Genomic DNA, 18534 nt, shown 5'->3' with positions numbered 1-18534 from the left:
TGAAATGGCGTTCCAGCCGTCCTTTCACACCCTAGCCGAGCTTTGCCAGGTGCCGAATCCCCCGATTCCCTTTATTATGTGTGCTCAGTTTTCAACCGAACGCACAGTGACTGCCTGACCTTATGGCCATCTTGAACATTCTCGAATTCCCGGACCCGCGCCTGCGCACCATCGCCAAACCGGTGACAGAGTTCGACGACGCCCTGCGCCAGTTGATCGACGACATGTTTGAAACCATGTACGAAGCCCCGGGCATCGGCCTGGCCGCCACCCAGGTCAACGTGCACAAGCAGGTCGTGGTCATGGACCTGAGCGAAGACCGCAGCGAGCCGCGCGTCTTCATCAACCCCTCGGTCGAGGAACTGACCCACGACATGGGCCAGTACCAGGAAGGCTGCCTGTCGGTACCGGGCTTCTACGAGAACGTCGATCGCCCGCTGCGTGTGCGGGTCAAGGCCCAGGACCGCGACGGCAAGCCGTTCGAACTGGAATGCGAAGGCCTGCTGGCCGTATGCGTGCAGCACGAATTCGACCACCTCAACGGCAAGCTCTTCGTGGACTACCTGTCCCAGCTCAAACGCGACCGGATCAAGAAGAAGCTGGAAAAGCAGCACCGCCAGCAAGCCTGATCCCTACCTTCCAGAAGGCTTGCCCCGGCAAGCCTTTTTCTTTTTCAAGCGAGAACTCCATGCGCATCGTCTTCGCAGGCACCCCAGAGTTTGCCGCCGAACACCTCAAAGCCCTGCTCGACAGCCCCTATGAGATCGTGGCCGTCTACACCCAACCCGACCGCCCGGCCGGGCGCGGCCAGAAGCTCATGCCGAGCCCGGTCAAGCAATTGGCGGTGGCCCACGATATCCCGGTGTTCCAGCCGCCGACCCTGCGCAATGCCGAGGCCCAGGCCGAGCTCGCCGCACTCGCGCCAGACTTGATGGTGGTGGTCGCCTATGGCCTGATCCTGCCGCAAGCGGTGCTGGATATCCCGCGCCTGGGCTGCATCAACAGCCACGCCTCCCTGCTGCCGCGTTGGCGCGGTGCGGCGCCGATCCAGCGCGCCGTCGAAGCGGGCGACGCCGAAAGCGGCGTGACCGTGATGCGCATGGAGGCGGGCCTGGACACCGGCCCCATGCTGCTCAAAGTGGTCACACCGATCAACGCCGAAGACACCGGTGGCACCCTGCACGACCGCCTCGCCCAGATGGGCCCGGGCGCAGTGGTGCAGGCCATCGCAGGCCTTGCCGACGGCAGCCTGCAAGGCGAAGTGCAGGACGACGCCCTGGCCACCTACGCACACAAGCTCAACAAGGATGAAGCCCGCATCGACTGGAGCCGTCCGGCGGTCGAGCTGGAACGCCTGGTCCGCGCCTTCAACCCGTGGCCGGTGTGCCACAGCACCCTCGATGGGGAAAGTGTGAAGGTCCTGGCTGCGAACTTGTCCACAGGCAAGGGCGCGCCCGGCGAAATCCTCAGCGCCAGCAAGGACGGCCTGGTCGTCGCATGCGGTGAAGGCGCCCTGAGCCTGACCCGTCTGCAATTGCCCGGCGGCAAGGCCCTGGCCTTCAGCGACCTGTTCAACAGCCGCCGCGAGAAATTCGCAAGCCACAAGGTACTCGGCCAATGAACCCACGCCTGGCCGCCGCCCGCGCCCTGGCCGCCGTGCTCAGCGGCAAGGCCTCGCTGAACAGCTCGTTGCCGGCGCAACTGGACAAGGTCGAGGAACGCGACCGTGGCCTGGTCCAGGACCTGGCCTTCGGCACTGCCCGCTGGCAGCCACGTCTGGAGCTGCTGGCCGCCCAGCTGCTGCAAAAGCCCTTCAAGGCAGCCGACGCAGACGTGCAGGCGTTGCTGCTGGTCGGCCTGTACCAGCTGTTCTACACCCGTATTCCGGCCCACGCCGCCATCGGCGAAACCGTTGGTTGCGCCGACAAGCTGAAGAAGCCGTGGGCCAAGGGCCTGCTCAATGCCGTGCTGCGCCGCGCCCAACGTGAAGGCGAGCAGATACTCGCGGGCCTCGAACGTGACCCGGTAGTGCGCACCGCCCACCCGCGCTGGCTGCAGAAGTCGCTCAAAGCCTTCTGGCCTGAGCAGTGGGAGGCCATCTGTGCCGCCAACAACGCCCACCCGCCGATGATCCTGCGGGTCAACCGTCGCCACCACAGCCGCGACGCCTACCTGGCACTGCTGGCTGAGGCGGGCGTTGAAGCCAGCGCCTGCCCGTACAGCCGCGACGGTATCCTGCTGGCTGACGCCTGCGACGTGCGTGGTCTGCCAGGCTTCGCCGAAGGCTGGGTCAGCGTCCAGGACGAGGCCGCGCAGCTGGCCGCCGACCTGATGGAGCTAGCGCCCGGCCAACGCGTGCTCGATGCCTGCTGCGCCCCCGGCGGCAAGACCTGCCACCTGCTGGAAGCCGAGGCGAACCTGGGCGAAGTGGTGGCCATCGACCTGGAGGCCAAGCGCCTGGTGCGGGTACGCGAGAACCTCGACCGCCTGCAACTGAACGCCAAGCTGATCGCCTGCGATGCCCGTGACACCGCCAGCTGGTGGGACGGCAAGCCGTTCCAGCGCATCCTGCTCGACGCGCCGTGCTCGGCCACCGGGGTGATCCGCCGTCACCCGGACATCAAGCTGACCCGCCAGGCCGAGGACATCCCGGCCCTGGCCACGCTGCAAGGCGAGCTGCTCGATGCCCTGTGGCCGACGCTGGAAGTGGGCGGCATGCTGCTGTACGCCACCTGTTCCAGCCTGCCGACCGAGAACACCGAAGTGATCGATGCTTTCCTCGCCCGCACCCCGGGCGCCCGTGAGCTGGACCTGGCCACCGAAGCCGGCCTGCGCCAGCCCCACGGCCGCCAGCTGTTGGCTCAGGAAGGCGGCCACGACGGTTTCTACTATGCCAAGCTGATCAAGATCGCCGCCTCGCGCGGATAAAAACAGGTTAGGAGTGAGCGGATGAAGATCATCATCCTCGGAGCAGGGCAGGTAGGCGGCACGCTGGCGGAACACCTCGCCAGCGAAGCCAACGACATCACCGTGGTCGACACCGATGGCGACCGCCTGCGCGACCTGGGCGACCGCCTGGATATCCGCACCGTGCAAGGCCGCGGCTCGCTGCCCACGGTGCTGCGCCAGGCCGGTGCCGACGATGCCGACATGCTGGTGGCGGTGACCAACAGCGACGAGACCAACATGGTCGCCTGCCAGGTGGCCTACTCACTGTTCCATACCCCGACCAAGATCGCCCGGGTACGTGAATCGGCCTACCTCACCCGCGAAGAGCTGTTCGACAACGACCACATCCCGGTGGACGTGCTGATCAGCCCCGAGCAGGTGGTGACCAACTACATCAAGCGCCTGATCGAGCACCCAGGCTCGCTGCAGGTGATCGACTTCGCCGAAGGCAAGGCACAGCTGGTGGCGGTCAAGGCCTACTACGGCGGCCCGCTGGTGGGCCAGCAGTTGCGCCAGATCCGCGCCCACATGCCCAACGTCGATACCCGCGTGGCGGCGATCTTCCGCCGCGACCGCCCGATCACGCCACGTGGCGACACGGTGATCGAAGCCGACGACGAAGTCTTCTTCATCGCCGCACGCAAGGACATCCGTGCGGTCATGGGTGAGCTACGGCGCATCGACGAAACCAACAAGCGTGTGGTGATCGCCGGTGGTGGACAGATCGGCGAGCGCCTGGCCGAGGCCATCGAGAGCCGCTACCAGGTCAAGATCATCGAGATGAGCCCGGCCCGCTGCCGCCAGCTCTCCGACACCCTGGAAAGCACCGTGGTGCTGCAGGGCAGCGCCTCGGACAAGGACCTGATGCTCGAGGAGAACATCGCCGACGCCGACATCTTCCTGGCCCTGACCAACGACGACGAGGCCAACATCATGTCCTCGCTGCTGGCCAAGCGCCTGGGTGCGCGCAAGGTGATGACCATCATCAACAACCCGGCCTACGTGGACTTGGTCCAGGGTGGCGACATCGACATCGCCATCAGCCCGCAGTTGGCCACCATCGGCACGCTATTGGCACACGTGCGCCGTGGCGATATCGTCAGCGTGCACTCCTTGCGCCGTGGCGCGGCCGAAGCGATCGAGGCGGTGGCCCACGGTGATGCCAAGTCGAGCAAGGTGATCGGCAAGGCGATCGAGGACATCGCCCTGCCACCAGGTACCACCATCGGCGCGATCATCCGCGACGAAGAGGTGCTGATCGCCCACGACGACACGGTGATCGAAGCGGGCGACCATGTGATCCTGTTCGTTGTGGATAAAAAGCATATCCGTGACGTGGAGAAGCTGTTCCACGTGGGCCTGAGCTTCTTCTAAGGAGAAAGCGACATGCGCGAATCACTGGAAAAGATGCTGGCCAAGGGTGTGGATAACGCCCTGCTGCGCTTCGGCCTGGGCAAGGCCTGGCTCGACGAAGGCAACGGTGCCGAGGCGGCGGTGCACCTGGCGCGCTGTGTGGAACACGACCCCAAGTATTCCGCGGCGTGGAAGCTGCTGGGCAAGGCCTATCAGCTGCAGGGTGACCTGGCGGCGGCGCGCAAGGCCTGGGAGGAGGGGATCGTGGCGGCGCAGGCCCACGGGGACAAGCAGGCCGAGAAAGAGATGGCCGTGTTCCTGAAGAAGTTGGACAAGGCCTGAGATTGCCGGGGCTGCGTTGCAGCCCTTTCGCGGCACAAGGCCGCTCTACAGGGGCCCGCGGTTTGCTGTAGGAGCGGCCTTGTGCCGCGAAAGGGGCGCACAGCGCCCCCAAACTCTCAATACCAGCGCGCTTCGCCCGCAGGGCGCTTCTTGAAGCGCTTCATGCTCCACATGTACTGGCTCGGGTACTCGCGCACATAACGCTCCACCACCTTGCTCATGGCCGCCGCCGACACGGTCACATCCTCGCTGTACATCTCCTCGGGCGCCGCCTCCAGGAACACCTTGAAACCCGACCCGTCCGGCAGGCGCAGGGCATGCAGGAACACGCCGACAGCCTTGCCGCCGGCAAGCATGTTCGGCACGAACTTGCTGGTCAGCGCCTGGGTGCCGAGGAACGGCACGAACACGCCCGCCGACTCGGCCGGCTCCGGGTCGGCCGGGATCCCCACCTGGCCGCCACGACGCACTTCCTTGATCACGCTGAGGATGCCTTCCTTGGTCGAAGGCGCCACGCGGTTGCCCATCTGCACCCGCTGCTCGCGCAGCAGGTCATCCACAGCCTTGAGCTTGGGCGGGCGGTAGAAGATGATCGGCTTGCACTGGCTGCAATAGAAGTGGTTCAGCACTTCCCAGTTACCCAGGTGGCTGGTGATCCCCACCACGCCCTTGCCCGAGGCCAGGGCCTGTTCCAGCACCTCCAGACCATGCACTTCCTTGACCAGATCCAGCGAACGCTGCGGCGGCCAGATCCAGGCGCAGGCGCTTTCCACGAAGGACTTGCCGATGTCCATCAGCGCACGGCCCACGAGCTTTTCACGCTCGGCAGCGTCCATCTCCGGGAAGCACTTGGCCAGGTTGATGCGCACCACGTTGCGCGAACCGTTGGGGACCTTCCACATGAGCCAGCCGATCCCCGCGCCGACGCGCTGCACAGCACCCCAGGGCAGCTTGGCGAACAGTCGCAGCACCCCGACCATCAGGGCGCCTTTGAATTTTTCCACAGGCCGATTCCTTATTTCTGCAAGGCGGGCATTGTAACGCTTCAGCGCACCAGCGCGGCGTAGCGATCGCAGTCGGTGGTGTGGTCCATGACCATGCCGGTGGCCTGCATGAAGGCGTAGCAGATGGTGGGGCCCACGAAGGTGAAGCCGGCCTTCTGCAAGGCCTTGCTCATGGCCTTGGCCTCGTCGGTGACCGCCGGCACTTCGCTGCGGCTGGTGAAGTGGTTGACCTTCGGCTCACCGCCCACGAACGACCACAGCCACTGGCTGGGGTTATCCACAGCCAGCCAGGCCTGGGCATTGCGCCGGGCGGCCTTGAGCTTGAGGCGGTTGCGGATGATGCCGGCATCGAGCATCAGCTCCTCGATCCGTTCGTCGCTCATCTGGGCCAGTTGCACCGGGTCGAAGCCGTGCAACACCTGGCGGTAGCGCTCGCGCTTCTTCAATACGGTGATCCATGAGAGCCCGGCCTGGAACCCTTCGAGCAAAAGCATCTCGAAGAGCAACGCCGGGTCTCGCTGCGGCGTTCCCCACTCCTGGTCATGATAGGCCTGGTACAACGGATCGTCGGTACACCAGAAGCAGCGTGGCATAAGGCTCCATTCCATGAGTAGAGGGCGAGGCGAATCAGGTTATACTCCCGCTCTTTACATCCGCATCCCCAGATACAGGTGAATTTCGTGAGCCAGCCTACGCCAGCCGTGCGTACCTTCCAAGACCTGATCCTCGCCCTGCAGCAGTACTGGGCCGAGCAAGGTTGTGTGGTGCTTCAGCCCTACGATATGGAAGTAGGCGCCGGCACTTTCCACACCGCCACTTTCCTGCGTGCCGTCGGCCCGGAAACCTGGAACGCTGCCTATGTGCAGCCCAGCCGTCGCCCAACCGACGGGCGGTATGGCGAAAACCCCAACCGCCTGCAGCACTACTACCAGTTCCAGGTGGTGCTCAAGCCGAACCCGGCCAATTTCCAGGAGCTGTACCTCGGCTCGCTGAAGGCGATCGGCCTGGACCCGCTGGTCCATGACATCCGCTTCGTCGAAGACAACTGGGAATCGCCGACCCTCGGCGCCTGGGGCCTGGGTTGGGAAATCTGGCTCAATGGCATGGAAGTGACCCAGTTCACCTACTTCCAGCAGGTCGGCGGCATCGAGTGCTTCCCGGTCACCGGCGAAATCACCTATGGCCTCGAGCGCCTGGCCATGTACATCCAAGGCGTGGACTCGGTCTATGACCTGGTCTGGGCCGACGGCCCGTTCGGCAAGGTCACCTATGGCGACGTGTTCCACCAGAACGAAGTGGAGCAGTCGACCTACAACTTCGAACACGCCAACGTCGAGAAGCTGTTCGAACTGTTCGATTTCTACGAAAGCGAAGCCAACCGCCTGATCAAGCTGGAGCTGCCGCTGCCGACCTACGAAATGGTCCTGAAGGCATCGCACACCTTCAACCTGCTCGACGCCCGCCGCGCCATCTCGGTGACCGAGCGTCAGCGCTACATCCTGCGCGTGCGTACCCTGGCCCGGGACGTGGCGCAAAGCTACCTGCAAGCCCGCGCACGCCTGGGCTTCCCGATGGCTACCCCTGAACTGCGTGACGAAGTGTTGGCTAAGCTGGAGGCTGCACAATGAGTGCTCAAGATTTCCTGGTTGAACTGGGCACCGAAGAGCTGCCACCCAAGGCCCTCGCCAGCCTCGGCGACGCCTTCCTGGCCGGCATCGAGAAAGGCCTGCAGGCCGCTGGCCTGAACTACACCGGCAAGCAGGTGTATGCCGCTCCCCGCCGCCTGGCCGTGCTGATCCGCCAGCTGGACGTGCAGCAGCCCGATCGCAGCATCAACATCGACGGCCCACCCCGCCAGGCGGCCTTCGACGCCGAAGGCAACCCGACCCAGGCCGCCCTGGGCTTCGCCAAGAAGTGCGGCGTGGAGCTGGCCGAGATCGACCAGAGCGGCGCCAAGCTGCGCTTCTCCCAGCACATCCCGGGCAAGGCCACCGCCAGCCTGCTGCCGACCATCGTCGAAGACTCGCTCAACGACCTGCCGATCCCCAAGCGCATGCACTGGGGCGCCAGCCGTGAAGAGTTCGTGCGCCCGACCCAGTGGCTGGTGATGCTGCTCGGCGACCAGGTCGTCGACTGCACCATCCTGGCCCAGCAGGCCGGTCGCGAATCCCGCGGCCACCGTTTCCACCACCCGGAAAACGTGCTCATCACCACCCCGGCCAACTACGTCGAAGACCTGCGCAAGGCCTACGTCCTGGCTGACTTCGCCGAGCGTCGCGAGCTGATCGCCAAGCGCACCGCGGAACTGGCCATGCAACAGGAAGGCTCGGCCATCGTGCCGCCTGCACTGCTGGATGAAGTGACTGCCCTGGTCGAATGGCCGGTGCCGTTGGTGTGCTCGTTCGAGGAACGTTTCCTGGAGGTACCGCAGGAAGCCCTGATCACCACCATGCAGGACAACCAGAAATACTTCTGCCTGCTGGACAGCGAAGGCAAGCTGCTGCCGCGCTTCATTACCGTGGCCAACGTCGAGAGCCGCGACCCGAAGCAGATCGTGCAGGGCAACGAGAAGGTCGTGCGCCCACGCCTGACAGACGCCGAGTTCTTCTTCAAGCAAGACAAGAAGCAACCGCTGGAAACCTTCAACGAGCGCTTGAAGAACGTCGTGTTCCAGGCCCAGCTGGGTACTGTCTACGACAAGGCCGAGCGGGTTTCCAAGCTGGCTGCGTTCATCGCCCCGCTGATCGGCGGCGACGCCCAGCGCGCCGGTCGTGCCGGCCTGCTGTCCAAGTGCGACCTGGCCACCGAGATGGTCGGCGAGTTCCCTGAGATGCAGGGTGTGGCCGGCTACTACTACGCACTCAACGATGGCGAGCCCGAAGACGTCGCCCTGGCGCTGAACGAGCAGTACATGCCGCGCGGTGCTGGCGCCGAGCTGCCGCAGACCCTGACCGGTGCTGCCGTGGCCATCGCCGACAAGCTCGACACCCTGGTCGGCATCTTCGGCATCGGCATGCTGCCCACCGGCAGCAAGGACCCGTACGCGTTGCGTCGCGCCGCCCTGGGCGTGCTGCGCATCCTGATCGAGAAGCAGCTGGACCTGGACCTGACCACTGCAGTCGAGTTCGCGGTCAAGCAGTACGGCAGCAAGGTCAAGGCCGCGGGCCTGTCCGAGCAGGTACTGGAGTTCGTCTTCGACCGCCTGCGCGCGCGCTACGAGGATGAAGGCATCGACGTCGCCACCTACCTGTCGGTACGTGCCCTGAAACCGGGCTCGGCCCTGGACTTCGACCAGCGCGTACAGGCCGTGCAGGCCTTCCGCAAGCTGCCGGAAGCCGAGGCCCTGGCGGCGGTGAACAAGCGCGTCTCGAACCTGCTGAGCAAGGCCGAAGGCGCGATCGCCGAGCAGGTCGAGCCGAAGTACTTCGACAACGCCAACGAGTTCTCGCTGTATTCGGCCATCCAGCAGGCCGACCAGGCCGTGCAGCCGATGGCCGCCGCGCGCCAGTACAGCGAGTCGCTGGCCCGCCTGGCTGCCCTGCGTGACCCGGTCGACGCCTTCTTCGAGGCGGTGATGGTCAACGCCGAGGATGCCAAGGTACGCGCCAACCGTTATGCCCTGCTCAGCCGCCTGCGCGGCCTGTTCCTGGGCGTGGCCGACATTTCGCTGCTGGGGTAAGCCTTGAAACTGCTGATTCTTGATCGGGACGGCGTGATCAACTACGACTCGGACGCCTATATCAAGTCGCTGGAGGAGTGGGTGCCCATTCCCGGCTCGATCGAGGCCATCGCGCAGTTGAGCAAGGCGGGCTGGACGGTGGCCGTGGCCACCAACCAGTCCGGCATTGCCCGCGGCTACTACCCGCTGGCAACCCTCGAGGCCATGCACGCGCGCCTGCGCGCGCTGGTGGCCGAGCAGGGCGGCGAGGTGGGTTACATCGTGCATTGCCCGCACGGGCCGGACGACGGTTGCGATTGCCGCAAGCCCAAGCCTGGCATGCTGCGGGCGATCGCCGAGCATTACCAGGTGGCCCTGGCCGGCGTGTGGTTTGTCGGCGATAGTAAAGGTGACCTGGAGGCCGCCCTGGCCGTCGATGCACAACCTGTGCTGGTGAAGACCGGCAAAGGTGAGCGAACGCTGGAGAAAGGCGTCCCTCAAGGCACTTTGATTTTCGACGATCTGGCAGCCATCGCCAGAGCACTAATTTAAGCAGTGCGCCCACCGTGGCGCACTTTTCCTTAGGCGGGCACGCCCCGCAACGGTACATGCCACTATGTCGATCCTGCAGGCGATCAGAATCTTTCTTTTTTACCTGCTGTTGGGCACCAGTTCGCTGCTGTGGTGCTCGCTGAGCTTCTTCGTCGCGCCGTTCCTGCCGTTTCACAAGCGCTATCGCTTCATCAACGTGTACTGGTGCCGCTGCGCTGTGTTCCTGGCGCGAGTGATTCTGGGGATTCGTTACAAGGTCACCGGGGCCGAGAACGTCCCCAAGGAACCCTGCGTGATCCTGTCGAACCACCAGAGCACCTGGGAAACGTTCTTCCTGTCGGCCTACTTCTCGCCATTGAGCCAGGTGCTCAAGCGCGAGCTGCTGTACGTGCCGTTCTTCGGTTGGGCCATGGCCATGCTGCGGCCCATCGCCATCGACCGGAAGAACCCCAAGGAAGCCCTGCGCCAAGTCGCCAGCAAGGGCGACGAGTTGCTCAAGCAGGGCGTGTGGGTGCTGATCTTCCCGGAAGGCACCCGCGTACCCCATGGCCAGGTCGGCAAATTCTCTCGAGGCGGCACCGCACTGGCGGTGAATGCGGGCTTGCCGGTACTGCCGATTGCCCATAACGCCGGCAAGTTCTGGCCACGGGAAGGCTGGGGCAAGCGTCCAGGCACCATCGAGGTGGTGATCGGCGAGCCGATGTACCCGGTCGGTACCGGCCCACGTGCCATCGCCGAGCTCAACGACCGCGCCCAGGCCTGGAACGAAGCAGCCCAGCGGGCCATGGGTTCGCTGCCACCGGTGGCAGAAAATCCTGCACAGCAGAGCGCCTGACGATCTGTGGATAACGTGTGAGCAAGTTTTGGATCAATACCTTGAAAAGTGAGCTAAGTAATTGATTTAGCTGTTTATTTCTTTGTATGACCTTTTTCTGAAAATCGTGCATAAGTTTTTTCGCGGCATAAAAAAACCGGCTTTTACGCCGGTTTTTTTGTACCTGGGATTCAAGCGCCCACACGCGTCAGCTTTCAAACCTTGTCGATATCCACATCCTTGGTCTCCTTCAAGCAGAAGATCCCCACCACCAGGCTCACTCCGGTGATCAACACTGGATACCACAGCCCATAGAAGATATCCCCGGTATACACCACCAGTGCGAACGACACGGTAGGCAGGAGGCCGCCGAACCAGCCATTGCCGATGTGATACGGCAGCGACATGGAGGTGTAGCGGATGCGGGTCGGGAACAGCTCGACCATCACCGCCGCCAACGGCCCGTAGGTCATCGTGGCGATAAGGATCATGGCGACGATCAGCACCACCACCATCACTTGGTTGACGCTCGCCGGGTCCGCCTTGGCCGGGTACCCCGCTTCTTCGATGGCCATGCGCATGGCCGCTTCGTCGAAACCATCGATGTGCTGCTCGCCGATACTCACCACCACCGGGTCGCCCGCAGGGGCATCCACCGAGCTGTAGGGCAGGCCCTGCTTGACCAGGAACGTCTTGACCTTGTCGCAGGGGCTGTCGAAGCGTGCCTTGCCGACCGGGTCGAACTGGAAGGTGCAGCCCTGCGGGTCAGCTGTCACGACGATCGGAGCCTGCTGGCTGGCCGCAGCGATCTGCGGGTTGGCGTAATGGCTCAGGGCCTTGAACATCGGGAAATACAGTACGGTGGCCAGCAGCAGGCCGATCATCAGGATCGGCTTGCGGCCCACCCGGTCGGACAACCAGCCGAAGAACACGAAGAACGGCGCGCCGATCACCACGCTGATGATCAACAGCGTGTTCGCCTGGGCCGGGTCCATCTTGAGCATCTGGGTCAGGAAGAACAGCACGTAGAACTGCGCGGTATAGAAGGTCACGGCCTGGCCGGCATTGATGCTGAACAGGGCGGTGAGCACCACCTTGAGGTTGGGCCAGGAGGTGAAGGACTCGCGAATCGGCGACTTGCTGACCTTACCCTGGGCCTTCATTTTCACGAAGGCTGGTGACTCTTCCATGCTCATGCGGATCCAGGTGGAGATGGCCAGCAGGACGATCGACAGCAGGAACGGCAAGCGCCAGCCCCAGGTCTCGAACTGGTCGCCACTGACATAGCGGCTGCCCAGCACGACCACCAGCGAAAGCAGCAAGCCAAGGGTGGCGGTGGACTGAATGAAACCGGTATGGAAACCCCGCTTGCCGGGCGGGGCGTGCTCGGCCACATAGGTCGCCGCGCCACCGTATTCGCCGCCCAGGGCCAGGCCTTGGAGCATGCGCAGCAGCACCAGGATGATCGGCGCGGCGATGCCGATGCTGGCGTAGGTCGGCAGCAAACCAACGGCGAAGGTAGAAAGCCCCATCAGCACGATGGTCACCAGGAAGGTGTACTTGCGCCCGATCATGTCACCCAGCCGACCGAACACCAGCGCACCGAATGGCCGCACCAAAAAGCCTGCGGCGAACGCCATCAAGGCGAAGATGAACGCCGTGGTGTCGTTCACTCCAGCAAAGAACTGCTTGCTGATGACCGCAGCCAGGGCGCCATAGAGAAAAAAGTCATACCACTCGAACACCGTCCCGAGGGATGACGCGAAAATGATCTTGCGTTCCTCACGTCGGCTGACCGTGCTGGCTGCCGTGCCTTGCTCTTGGATGTAATCCGACATCGTTGCTGTCCTCGGCCCGCAGGCCACAGTGATTATTGTTGTTTTCCACTGTCGGCGGCTTCTGACCGCGAGCCGCCGGTGTTGCACGCACCCGGGTCAGGGCGTCGGTATCGCGTTCAGGTCGTTGAGGTTGGTCTGTGTGGGGCTCCCGTTTCGGATCAGTTGAGCCGCCTTCTCGGCGATCATCAGTGTGGGTGAACAGGTATTGCCCGAGACGATCTGCGGCATGATCGAGGCGTCGGCTATGCGCAAGCCCGGTATTCCATGGACGCGCAGCTGGTTATCCACAACGTCCAGCGGGCCTGAGCCCATGCGGCAGGTGCCAACCGGGTGGAAGATGGTGGTGCCGATCCTGCCGGCAGCCTCGTGCAATTGCGCCTCGGTCTGCAGGGCAGGACCTGGCAGGTATTCACGAGGGTCGAACGCCGCCAGGGCAGGGGCCTGTACGATACGCCGCGTGAGGCGGATGGCATCGGCGGCCACACGCAGGTCCTCGGGGTCGCTCAGGTAGTTGGGGTCGATCAGGGGCGCGGCGAGCATGTCGGCAGAGCGGATGTCCACACGGCCACGGCTCGCGGGGCGTAGATTGCACACTGACGCGGTAAACGCGGCAAAACGATGCAACGGCTCGCCGAAGCGCTCCAGCGACAGGGGCTGGACGTGATACTGCAGGTTGGCGGTGGCCTGCTCCGGCCCGGAGCGAACGAACGCACCCAGCTGGCTTGGCGCCATGGCCAACGGGCCACTGCGGTCATAGAGATAGCGCAGGCCCATCTCCATCTTGCCCCAGAGGCTGTTGGCCATCTGGTTGAGCGTACGGGTGTTGCGCACCTGGTAGATCAGGCGCAATTGCAGGTGATCCTGCAGGTTGCCACCCACACCGGGCAGCTCATGACGCACGCCGATTCCAAGACCCTCGAGCAGCTTGCGCGGGCCGATGCCTGAACGCTGGAGAATCCCGGGCGAACCCACGGAGCCTGCGCAAAGAATGATCTCCCGCTGCGCCTTGAACGCATGCCAGGCGCCTTGCCAGTGCGCCTTCACGGCCTTGGCGCGGGTGTTGTCCAGGATCACCTGGTCGACCTGCACGCCGGTGAGCACGGTCAGGTTGGGGCGCGCCTGCACTGGCCGCAGGAAGGCCTTGGAAGCATTCCAGCGCACGCCACTGCGCTGGTTGACCTGAAAATATCCACAGCCGGCATTGTCGCCGGTGTTGAAGTCCGTGACCTTGGCAATGCCGCTCTGCTCGGCGGCGTCGCGGAAGGCATCCAGGATCGGCCAGCTGTAGCGTTGCTGCTCGACCCGCCATTCCCCCTCGCCACCATGGCTGTCGCTGGCGCCGGCGAAATGGCGCTCGCTGGCCTTGAACAATGGCAGTACGTCCTTCCACGCCCAGCCATCGTTGCCTTGCTCGGCCCAGCGGTCGTAGTCGGCGGCCTGGCCGCGCATGTAGATCATGCCGTTGATCGAAGAGCAGCCGCCCAGCACCCTGCCCCGCGGGTAGCCCAGGCTGCGCCCGCCCAGGCCTGGCTGCGCCTCGGTGTTGAAGCACCAGTCGGTACGTGGGTTGCCGATGCAGCGCAGGTAGCCGACGGGAATGTGAATCCAAGGGTAATTGTCAGGCCCACCCGCTTCGAGCAACAGGACGCGACAGGAGGGGTCGGCAGACAAGCGGTTGGCCAGCAGGCAGCCGGCGGGGCCGGCACCGACGACCACATAGTCGAAGACAGAATCGGCTGATGGCATGTGAAACCTCGCGCCTGATTTTTATTCTTGTCGAGGACCATCTTATTGATTAATTTCGCTGACGAAACACGAAATTTCGCGCAGCCGCTGTGCGTTTTAGCGCAACGCCTACCGGAGCCGTAATACCGCCCGCTCACACAGGGGGGCAGTGAAGCCCCAAATTCACAGGGAACAGCATGTTCGACTGGAATGATCTGCGGTACTTCCTCGAGTTGCAGCGCAGCGGCCGGCTGCTGACCGCCGCCAAACGCCTCAACACCACCCACAGCACGGTCGCCCGGCATATCGAGAACATCGAGCAGAGCCTGGGCACCGCGCTGTTCGTCCAGCACGCTCAGGGCTACGAACTCACACCCTCCGGCCAGGCCCTGCTCAAGCATGCCGAAGCCATGGAAAACGTGGCCCTGCTCGCCCAGGAGGAAATCACCCAGGCCATCACGCCGCTGGGCAAGATCCGTCTCGGCGTCACCGAAGGCATCGGCATCATGTTCTTCACCCCGCGCATGAATGCGCTGTTCGAACGCTACCCGGGGCTCGAGGTTGAGTTGGTGGCGGTGCCGCGCTTCGTCAGCATTCTCAACCGGGAGGCGGAAATCAGCATCCACCTGGAACGGCCCAGCGCCGACCTGTTGATCACGCGCAAGCTCACCGACTACCGCCTGGCCCTGTATGCCAGCCAGGCGTACCTGGACCGGGCACCGCCGCTGCGTAACCGTGAAGACCTGGCCCGGCACAGCTGGATCGGTTACGTCGATGACCTGCTGTTCAGCCAGGAACTGCTGTTTCTCAACAGCTTCTGCCGTGCGCCCAACGTGGTATTCCGCAGCACCAGCGTGATCGCCCAGCAACAAGCCGCCCGTGCCGGGCTGGGCATTGCCGTGCTGCCCAACTACATGGCGCGGCATGATCCTGCGCTGGTTCGCGTATTACCCAGCGAAACCATCCAGCGCAGCTACTGGATCTGTACGCGCCGGGAACTGCACAAGTCGGTACGTCTGCGGGTGGTCTGGGACTACCTGCTGGCGCTGTGCAACGCGCAGCAGGCCGAGCTGCTAGCCGACTAGCGCCTTGCCCGCCAGCAACAGCGCCGCGCCGATGCCGGTCACGGCGAACAATTGCTGCAGGCGCGGCCCGGCCAGCTTGCTCGCCAAGGGGCGCGCCAGCAGCAGACCGAGCACGGCACCCACGGCGAACGGCGCGCCTACTGCCCAATGCATGACGCCAGCCAGGCTGGCGCTGGCTACGCTGCCCACGGAGACCAGGGCGATCACGGCCAGCGATGTGGCGACGATGCTCTTCATGTCCAAGTTGGTGTAGCGGTTCAAGGCCGGGATGATGACGAAGCCACCGCCAACACCCAGCAAGCCGGACAGCAGCCCCGCCAGCACGCCAGTGAACGCCAGTGCGCGGGCGCAGGGGAGGGTCCAGCGCAACCGCCCCTGCAGAGGGTTGAGCACGCAGGGCATGATCTGCCGCTCACCGCAGGCTGGTTCGCCGCGCAACTCACGGTTCGCCTTGCGCCAAATACGCAGGCAGGCATAGACCAGCACCCCGGCGAACACGAGCGCGAGCGGGGTGTTCGGCAAGCGATGGGCCAACATCAAGCCGAACGGCGCTGCGACCACGCCGATAGCCGCGATGAACATTGCCGCGCGGTAGCGCACCAGGCCCTGGCGCAACCCCAACACCGCTCCGACCGCCGCCGCCAAACCCACGGCGAGCAAGCCGATGGGAGCCGCTTCGACCATCGACAGCCCCAGGCCGAACACCAGCAAGGGCACGGCGAGGATGCCGCCACCGGCTCCCGTCAAGGCCAGTACAGCGCCAATAGAAGCCCCCAACACAGCACCAACAAGTTGCTGTTCGATCACTGCCCAGCCTCGACTACCAAGGGTTGTGGCCGCGCCAACCACTCGCGGCCCTTGAGCATTCCCTTCCAGTACAACGGCGGCAGTATCCGTGCCTTGAGCAACCAGGCCAGGCGCGTGGGCTGGCGCCCGTCAAGCAACCAGCGAGGAAAACTCGGCGCCACCTTGCCGCCGTAGGTGAATTCGGCAAGCACGATCTTGCCTCGCTCGACCGTCAACGGGCAGGAGCCGTAGCCATCGTATTGGGCCAGCGTAGCCAAGCGCCCAAGGGCCACCAGCACGTTATTGGCGACTACCGGTGCCTGCTTGCGCGCGGCCGCGGCGGTCTTGGCGTTGCTGGTATTGGTGACGTCCCCCAGCGCGTGGATATTGGCGAATCGGCGGTGGCGCAAGGTCGCCGGGTCCACCTCCACCCAACCGGCGGCGTCGGCCAGCGGGCTTTGCCGAATGAAGTCCGGCGCGACCTGTGGCGGCACCACATGGAGCATGTCGAAGGCCTCGACCCGGGTTTCGCTGCTACCGTCTGCCAGCGTGCGCACGAAGGTAGCGCGCTTGTTCGGCCCATCCACCGCCACCAGGCGATGGGAATAGTTGAGGTCGACACCGTACTTGTCGATATAGGCCATGAGCGCGGGCACATAGTCGGCAACACCGAACAACACCGCACCAGCGTTGAAGAAGCTGGGCTTGATTGCGCCCAGGTGCCCTTGGCGCAACCAGTGGTCACACGACAAGTACAGCGCCTTCTGTGGCGCACCCGCGCACTTGATTGGCATCGGCGGCTGGGTGAACAGCGCACGGCCTTGCTTGAGCGTTTGCACCAATTGCCAGGTATAAGGCGCCAGGTCGTAGCGGTAATTGGACGTCACGCCGTTGCGGCCCAGGGTTTCGTTCAGCCCTTCGATGGCGCTCCAATCCAGCTTGAGGCCTGGGCAAACCACCAATTGCTCATAGCTGATGGCACGACCATCTTCCAAGGTGACCAACTGCGCGTGGGGGTCGAAGCCTTCGACCCGCGCCTTGATCCAACGCACCCCACGGGGAATGGTCGAGGCCATGGTGCGAGCCGTGCTCGGCGCCGTGAACACACCGGCACCGACCATGGTCCAGCCAGGCTGGTAATAGTGCACATCGGCTGGATCGACCAGGGCGACGTCCAGGGAAGGGTCACGGGCGATCAGGCTCGAGGCGGTGGCGATACCGGCAGCACCGGCACCGACGATCACCACTTTGTGATGGTCGGCACGGGACGTATCGGCAGGGGACAGCAGGGCAGGCATGGCGGTTTCCTCGAATCTCGTTATGGGTGTAGCGCGGGTTTACAGCGTGTTCAGCGGGATCTTCAAATAGCTCACGCCATTGGCTTCGGGCTCGGGGAACTGCCCGCTGCGCATGTTGATCTGTACCGAAGGCAGGATCAGCACAGGCATGTCGAGGGTCGCGTCACGGGCTTCGCGCATGGAGACGAAACTGTCCTCGCTGACCCCTTCATGGATATGAATATTGCCGGCACGCTGCTCGGCGACAGTGGTTACGTAACGCAGCTCGCGGCCACCTGGCAGGTAGTCGTGGCACATGAATAGGTAGGTCTGGTCGGGGAAGGCCAACAGACGACGGATCGACCGATACAAGGTGCGGGCGCTGGCGCCAGGGAAATCGCAGCGGGCAGTGCCGTAGTCAGGCGTGAACAAGGTATCGCCGACGAACACAGCCGTTTCGCCTGCATCCTCGACCCTATAGCTCAAGCAGGCCGGGGTATGCCCAGGTGTGTGCAGTGCGCGGGCATGCAGGTTGCCGATGCGAAAGCCTTCTTCGTCCTCGAACAACACATCGAACTGGCTGCCGTCACGGGCGAAACCGGGCTCGGCATTGAACAGCGTGCCGAAGGTCTTCTGCACCTGGGTGATCTGCGCACCGATAGCGGTGGTGCCACCGAGCCGGCGCTTCAGGTAGGCCGCGGCAGACAAGTGATCGGCGTGAACGTGCGTTTCAAGAATCCATTGCACCTTGGCCTCGTGCGACTCGACCAGAGCGATCAGGCGGTCGGCCGACTCGGTGCTGGTGCGTCCGGATTTTGGGTCGTAGTCCAGCACGCTGTCGATCAGTGCGCACTGGCGCGTCTCGCCATCCATGACCAGGTAGCTGATGGTCGAGGTTGCCTTGTCGAACAAGGCTTCCACATGAAGGTTGTTGCCGATGATCATTTCACTCTCCCATTATCCACCGGGCCTTCTTGAAGGCTTAGGCAGTGCAAAGTGCTTTATCAAGATGCATGCCACAGTTTTCGCTACCTCTTCCCTCCATAAATGCGGGCTTGCCCTGTGATTAGAGCCCTATGTGCCTGTCAGACGTGACAGCATCTGGCAGTCGACTGACAGCCAATGGCAGTGTTTGGCAGTCCTTGCTACGC

The 18534-nt window shown here is 63.9% G+C and carries 17 protein-coding genes; 10 read left to right on the top strand and 7 right to left on the bottom strand.

Features of this window, described 5'->3' with window-relative positions; all coding sequences use genetic code 11:
* The first annotated feature begins 122 nt into the window (after positions 1-122).
* Genes def through ACNFCI_RS04580 form a run of 5 tightly spaced genes read left to right on the top strand, consistent with a single transcriptional unit; the run spans position 123 to position 4644 of the window.
* Entirely contained in the window at positions 123-629 is a 507-nt protein-coding gene (def, locus tag ACNFCI_RS04600) for a peptide deformylase (protein ID WP_016394290.1), read from the top strand.
* 59 nt (positions 630-688) lie between these two features.
* Entirely contained in the window at positions 689-1621 is a 933-nt protein-coding gene (gene fmt / locus ACNFCI_RS04595; protein WP_084855232.1) for a methionyl-tRNA formyltransferase, read from the top strand.
* The gene (rsmB, locus tag ACNFCI_RS04590) at positions 1618-2928 is read left to right on the top strand and encodes a 16S rRNA (cytosine(967)-C(5))-methyltransferase RsmB (protein WP_084855233.1); all 1311 of its coding nucleotides are present in this window, start codon (positions 1618-1620) and stop codon (positions 2926-2928) included. The genes fmt and rsmB overlap by 4 nt, the downstream gene beginning before the upstream one ends.
* A 21-nt stretch (positions 2929-2949) precedes the next feature.
* Positions 2950-4323 carry a Trk system potassium transporter TrkA gene (gene trkA, locus ACNFCI_RS04585; protein WP_084855234.1) on the top strand — a complete coding sequence of 458 codons (1374 nt, stop codon included), beginning with the start codon at positions 2950-2952 and terminating at the stop codon, positions 4321-4323.
* Between the two features lie 12 nt (positions 4324-4335).
* Complete coding sequence (locus ACNFCI_RS04580) at positions 4336-4644, top strand: tetratricopeptide repeat protein (protein ID WP_084855235.1); 309 nt, start codon at positions 4336-4338, stop codon at positions 4642-4644.
* A 116-nt stretch (positions 4645-4760) separates the two neighbouring features.
* Here the strand turns inward: ACNFCI_RS04580 and ACNFCI_RS04575 are convergent, their stop codons facing one another.
* Entirely contained in the window at positions 4761-5648 is an 888-nt protein-coding gene (locus tag ACNFCI_RS04575) for a lysophospholipid acyltransferase (protein WP_084855236.1), read from the bottom strand.
* Between the two features lie 41 nt (positions 5649-5689).
* Positions 5690-6241, bottom strand: coding sequence for a DNA-3-methyladenine glycosylase I (locus ACNFCI_RS04570; protein WP_084855237.1), 552 nt, complete (start codon positions 6239-6241; stop codon positions 5690-5692).
* Between the two features lie 87 nt (positions 6242-6328).
* On the opposite strand from ACNFCI_RS04570, the gene glyQ reads away from it, so the two are divergent.
* The 4 genes from glyQ (at position 6329) to ACNFCI_RS04550 (ending at position 10693) form a co-directional block, all read left to right on the top strand.
* Positions 6329-7276, top strand: a complete 948-nt coding sequence (gene glyQ, locus ACNFCI_RS04565; RefSeq protein WP_084855238.1) for a glycine--tRNA ligase subunit alpha — start codon at positions 6329-6331, stop codon at positions 7274-7276.
* Positions 7273-9327 carry a glycine--tRNA ligase subunit beta gene (gene glyS, locus ACNFCI_RS04560; protein WP_084855239.1) on the top strand — a complete coding sequence of 685 codons (2055 nt, stop codon included), beginning with the start codon at positions 7273-7275 and terminating at the stop codon, positions 9325-9327. Before glyQ ends, glyS begins: the two co-directional genes overlap by 4 nt.
* Positions 9328-9330: 3 nt before the next feature.
* On the top strand, positions 9331-9858 hold the full coding sequence (gene gmhB / locus ACNFCI_RS04555; RefSeq protein ID WP_084855240.1) for a D-glycero-beta-D-manno-heptose 1,7-bisphosphate 7-phosphatase: 528 nt from the start codon (positions 9331-9333) through the stop codon (positions 9856-9858).
* A gap of 64 nt (positions 9859-9922) precedes the next feature.
* Positions 9923-10693, top strand: a complete 771-nt coding sequence (locus tag ACNFCI_RS04550) for a lysophospholipid acyltransferase family protein (RefSeq protein ID WP_084855241.1) — start codon at positions 9923-9925, stop codon at positions 10691-10693.
* 194 nt (positions 10694-10887) lie between these two features.
* On the opposite strand, the gene ACNFCI_RS04545 is transcribed toward ACNFCI_RS04550, so the two are convergent.
* Entirely contained in the window at positions 10888-12510 is a 1623-nt protein-coding gene (locus ACNFCI_RS04545) for an MFS transporter (RefSeq protein ID WP_368828714.1), read from the bottom strand.
* Between the two features lie 96 nt (positions 12511-12606).
* Positions 12607-14256 carry a GMC family oxidoreductase gene (locus tag ACNFCI_RS04540; protein WP_368828715.1) on the bottom strand — a complete coding sequence of 550 codons (1650 nt, stop codon included), beginning with the start codon at positions 14254-14256 and terminating at the stop codon, positions 12607-12609.
* Positions 14257-14432: 176 nt separating this feature from the next.
* Here ACNFCI_RS04540 and ACNFCI_RS04535 point away from each other — a divergent pair, with 176 nt between their 5' ends.
* Positions 14433-15320, top strand: a complete 888-nt coding sequence (locus ACNFCI_RS04535; protein ID WP_084855244.1) for a LysR family transcriptional regulator — start codon at positions 14433-14435, stop codon at positions 15318-15320.
* On the opposite strand, the gene ACNFCI_RS04530 is transcribed toward ACNFCI_RS04535, so the two are convergent.
* From ACNFCI_RS04530 to ACNFCI_RS04520, 3 genes are read right to left on the bottom strand one after another with little or no spacing between them, the layout of a single operon-like run.
* Positions 15309-16127, bottom strand: coding sequence for a sulfite exporter TauE/SafE family protein (locus ACNFCI_RS04530; RefSeq protein WP_084855245.1), 819 nt, complete (start codon positions 16125-16127; stop codon positions 15309-15311). The two genes, ACNFCI_RS04535 and ACNFCI_RS04530, sit on opposite strands and share 12 nt — an antisense overlap.
* A complete protein-coding gene (locus tag ACNFCI_RS04525) occupies positions 16124-17404 on the bottom strand; it encodes an FAD/NAD(P)-binding oxidoreductase (protein ID WP_368828716.1) in 1281 nt (426 codons plus the stop codon). Before ACNFCI_RS04525 ends, ACNFCI_RS04530 begins: the two co-directional genes overlap by 4 nt.
* Positions 17405-17443: 39 nt before the next feature.
* Positions 17444-18328: an MBL fold metallo-hydrolase gene (locus tag ACNFCI_RS04520; protein WP_084855247.1), complete on the bottom strand. Its 885-nt coding sequence runs from the start codon at positions 18326-18328 to the stop codon at positions 17444-17446.
* Positions 18329-18534: the final 206 nt, after the last annotated feature.

The organism is Pseudomonas sp. NY15356 (genome assembly GCF_048068175.1).
Taxonomy (GTDB): Bacteria; Pseudomonadota; Gammaproteobacteria; order Pseudomonadales; family Pseudomonadaceae; genus Aquipseudomonas; species Aquipseudomonas putida_K.
The sequence above is the reverse complement of the archived record's forward strand: the minus strand, read 5'-3'. Positions and strand labels throughout refer to the sequence as shown.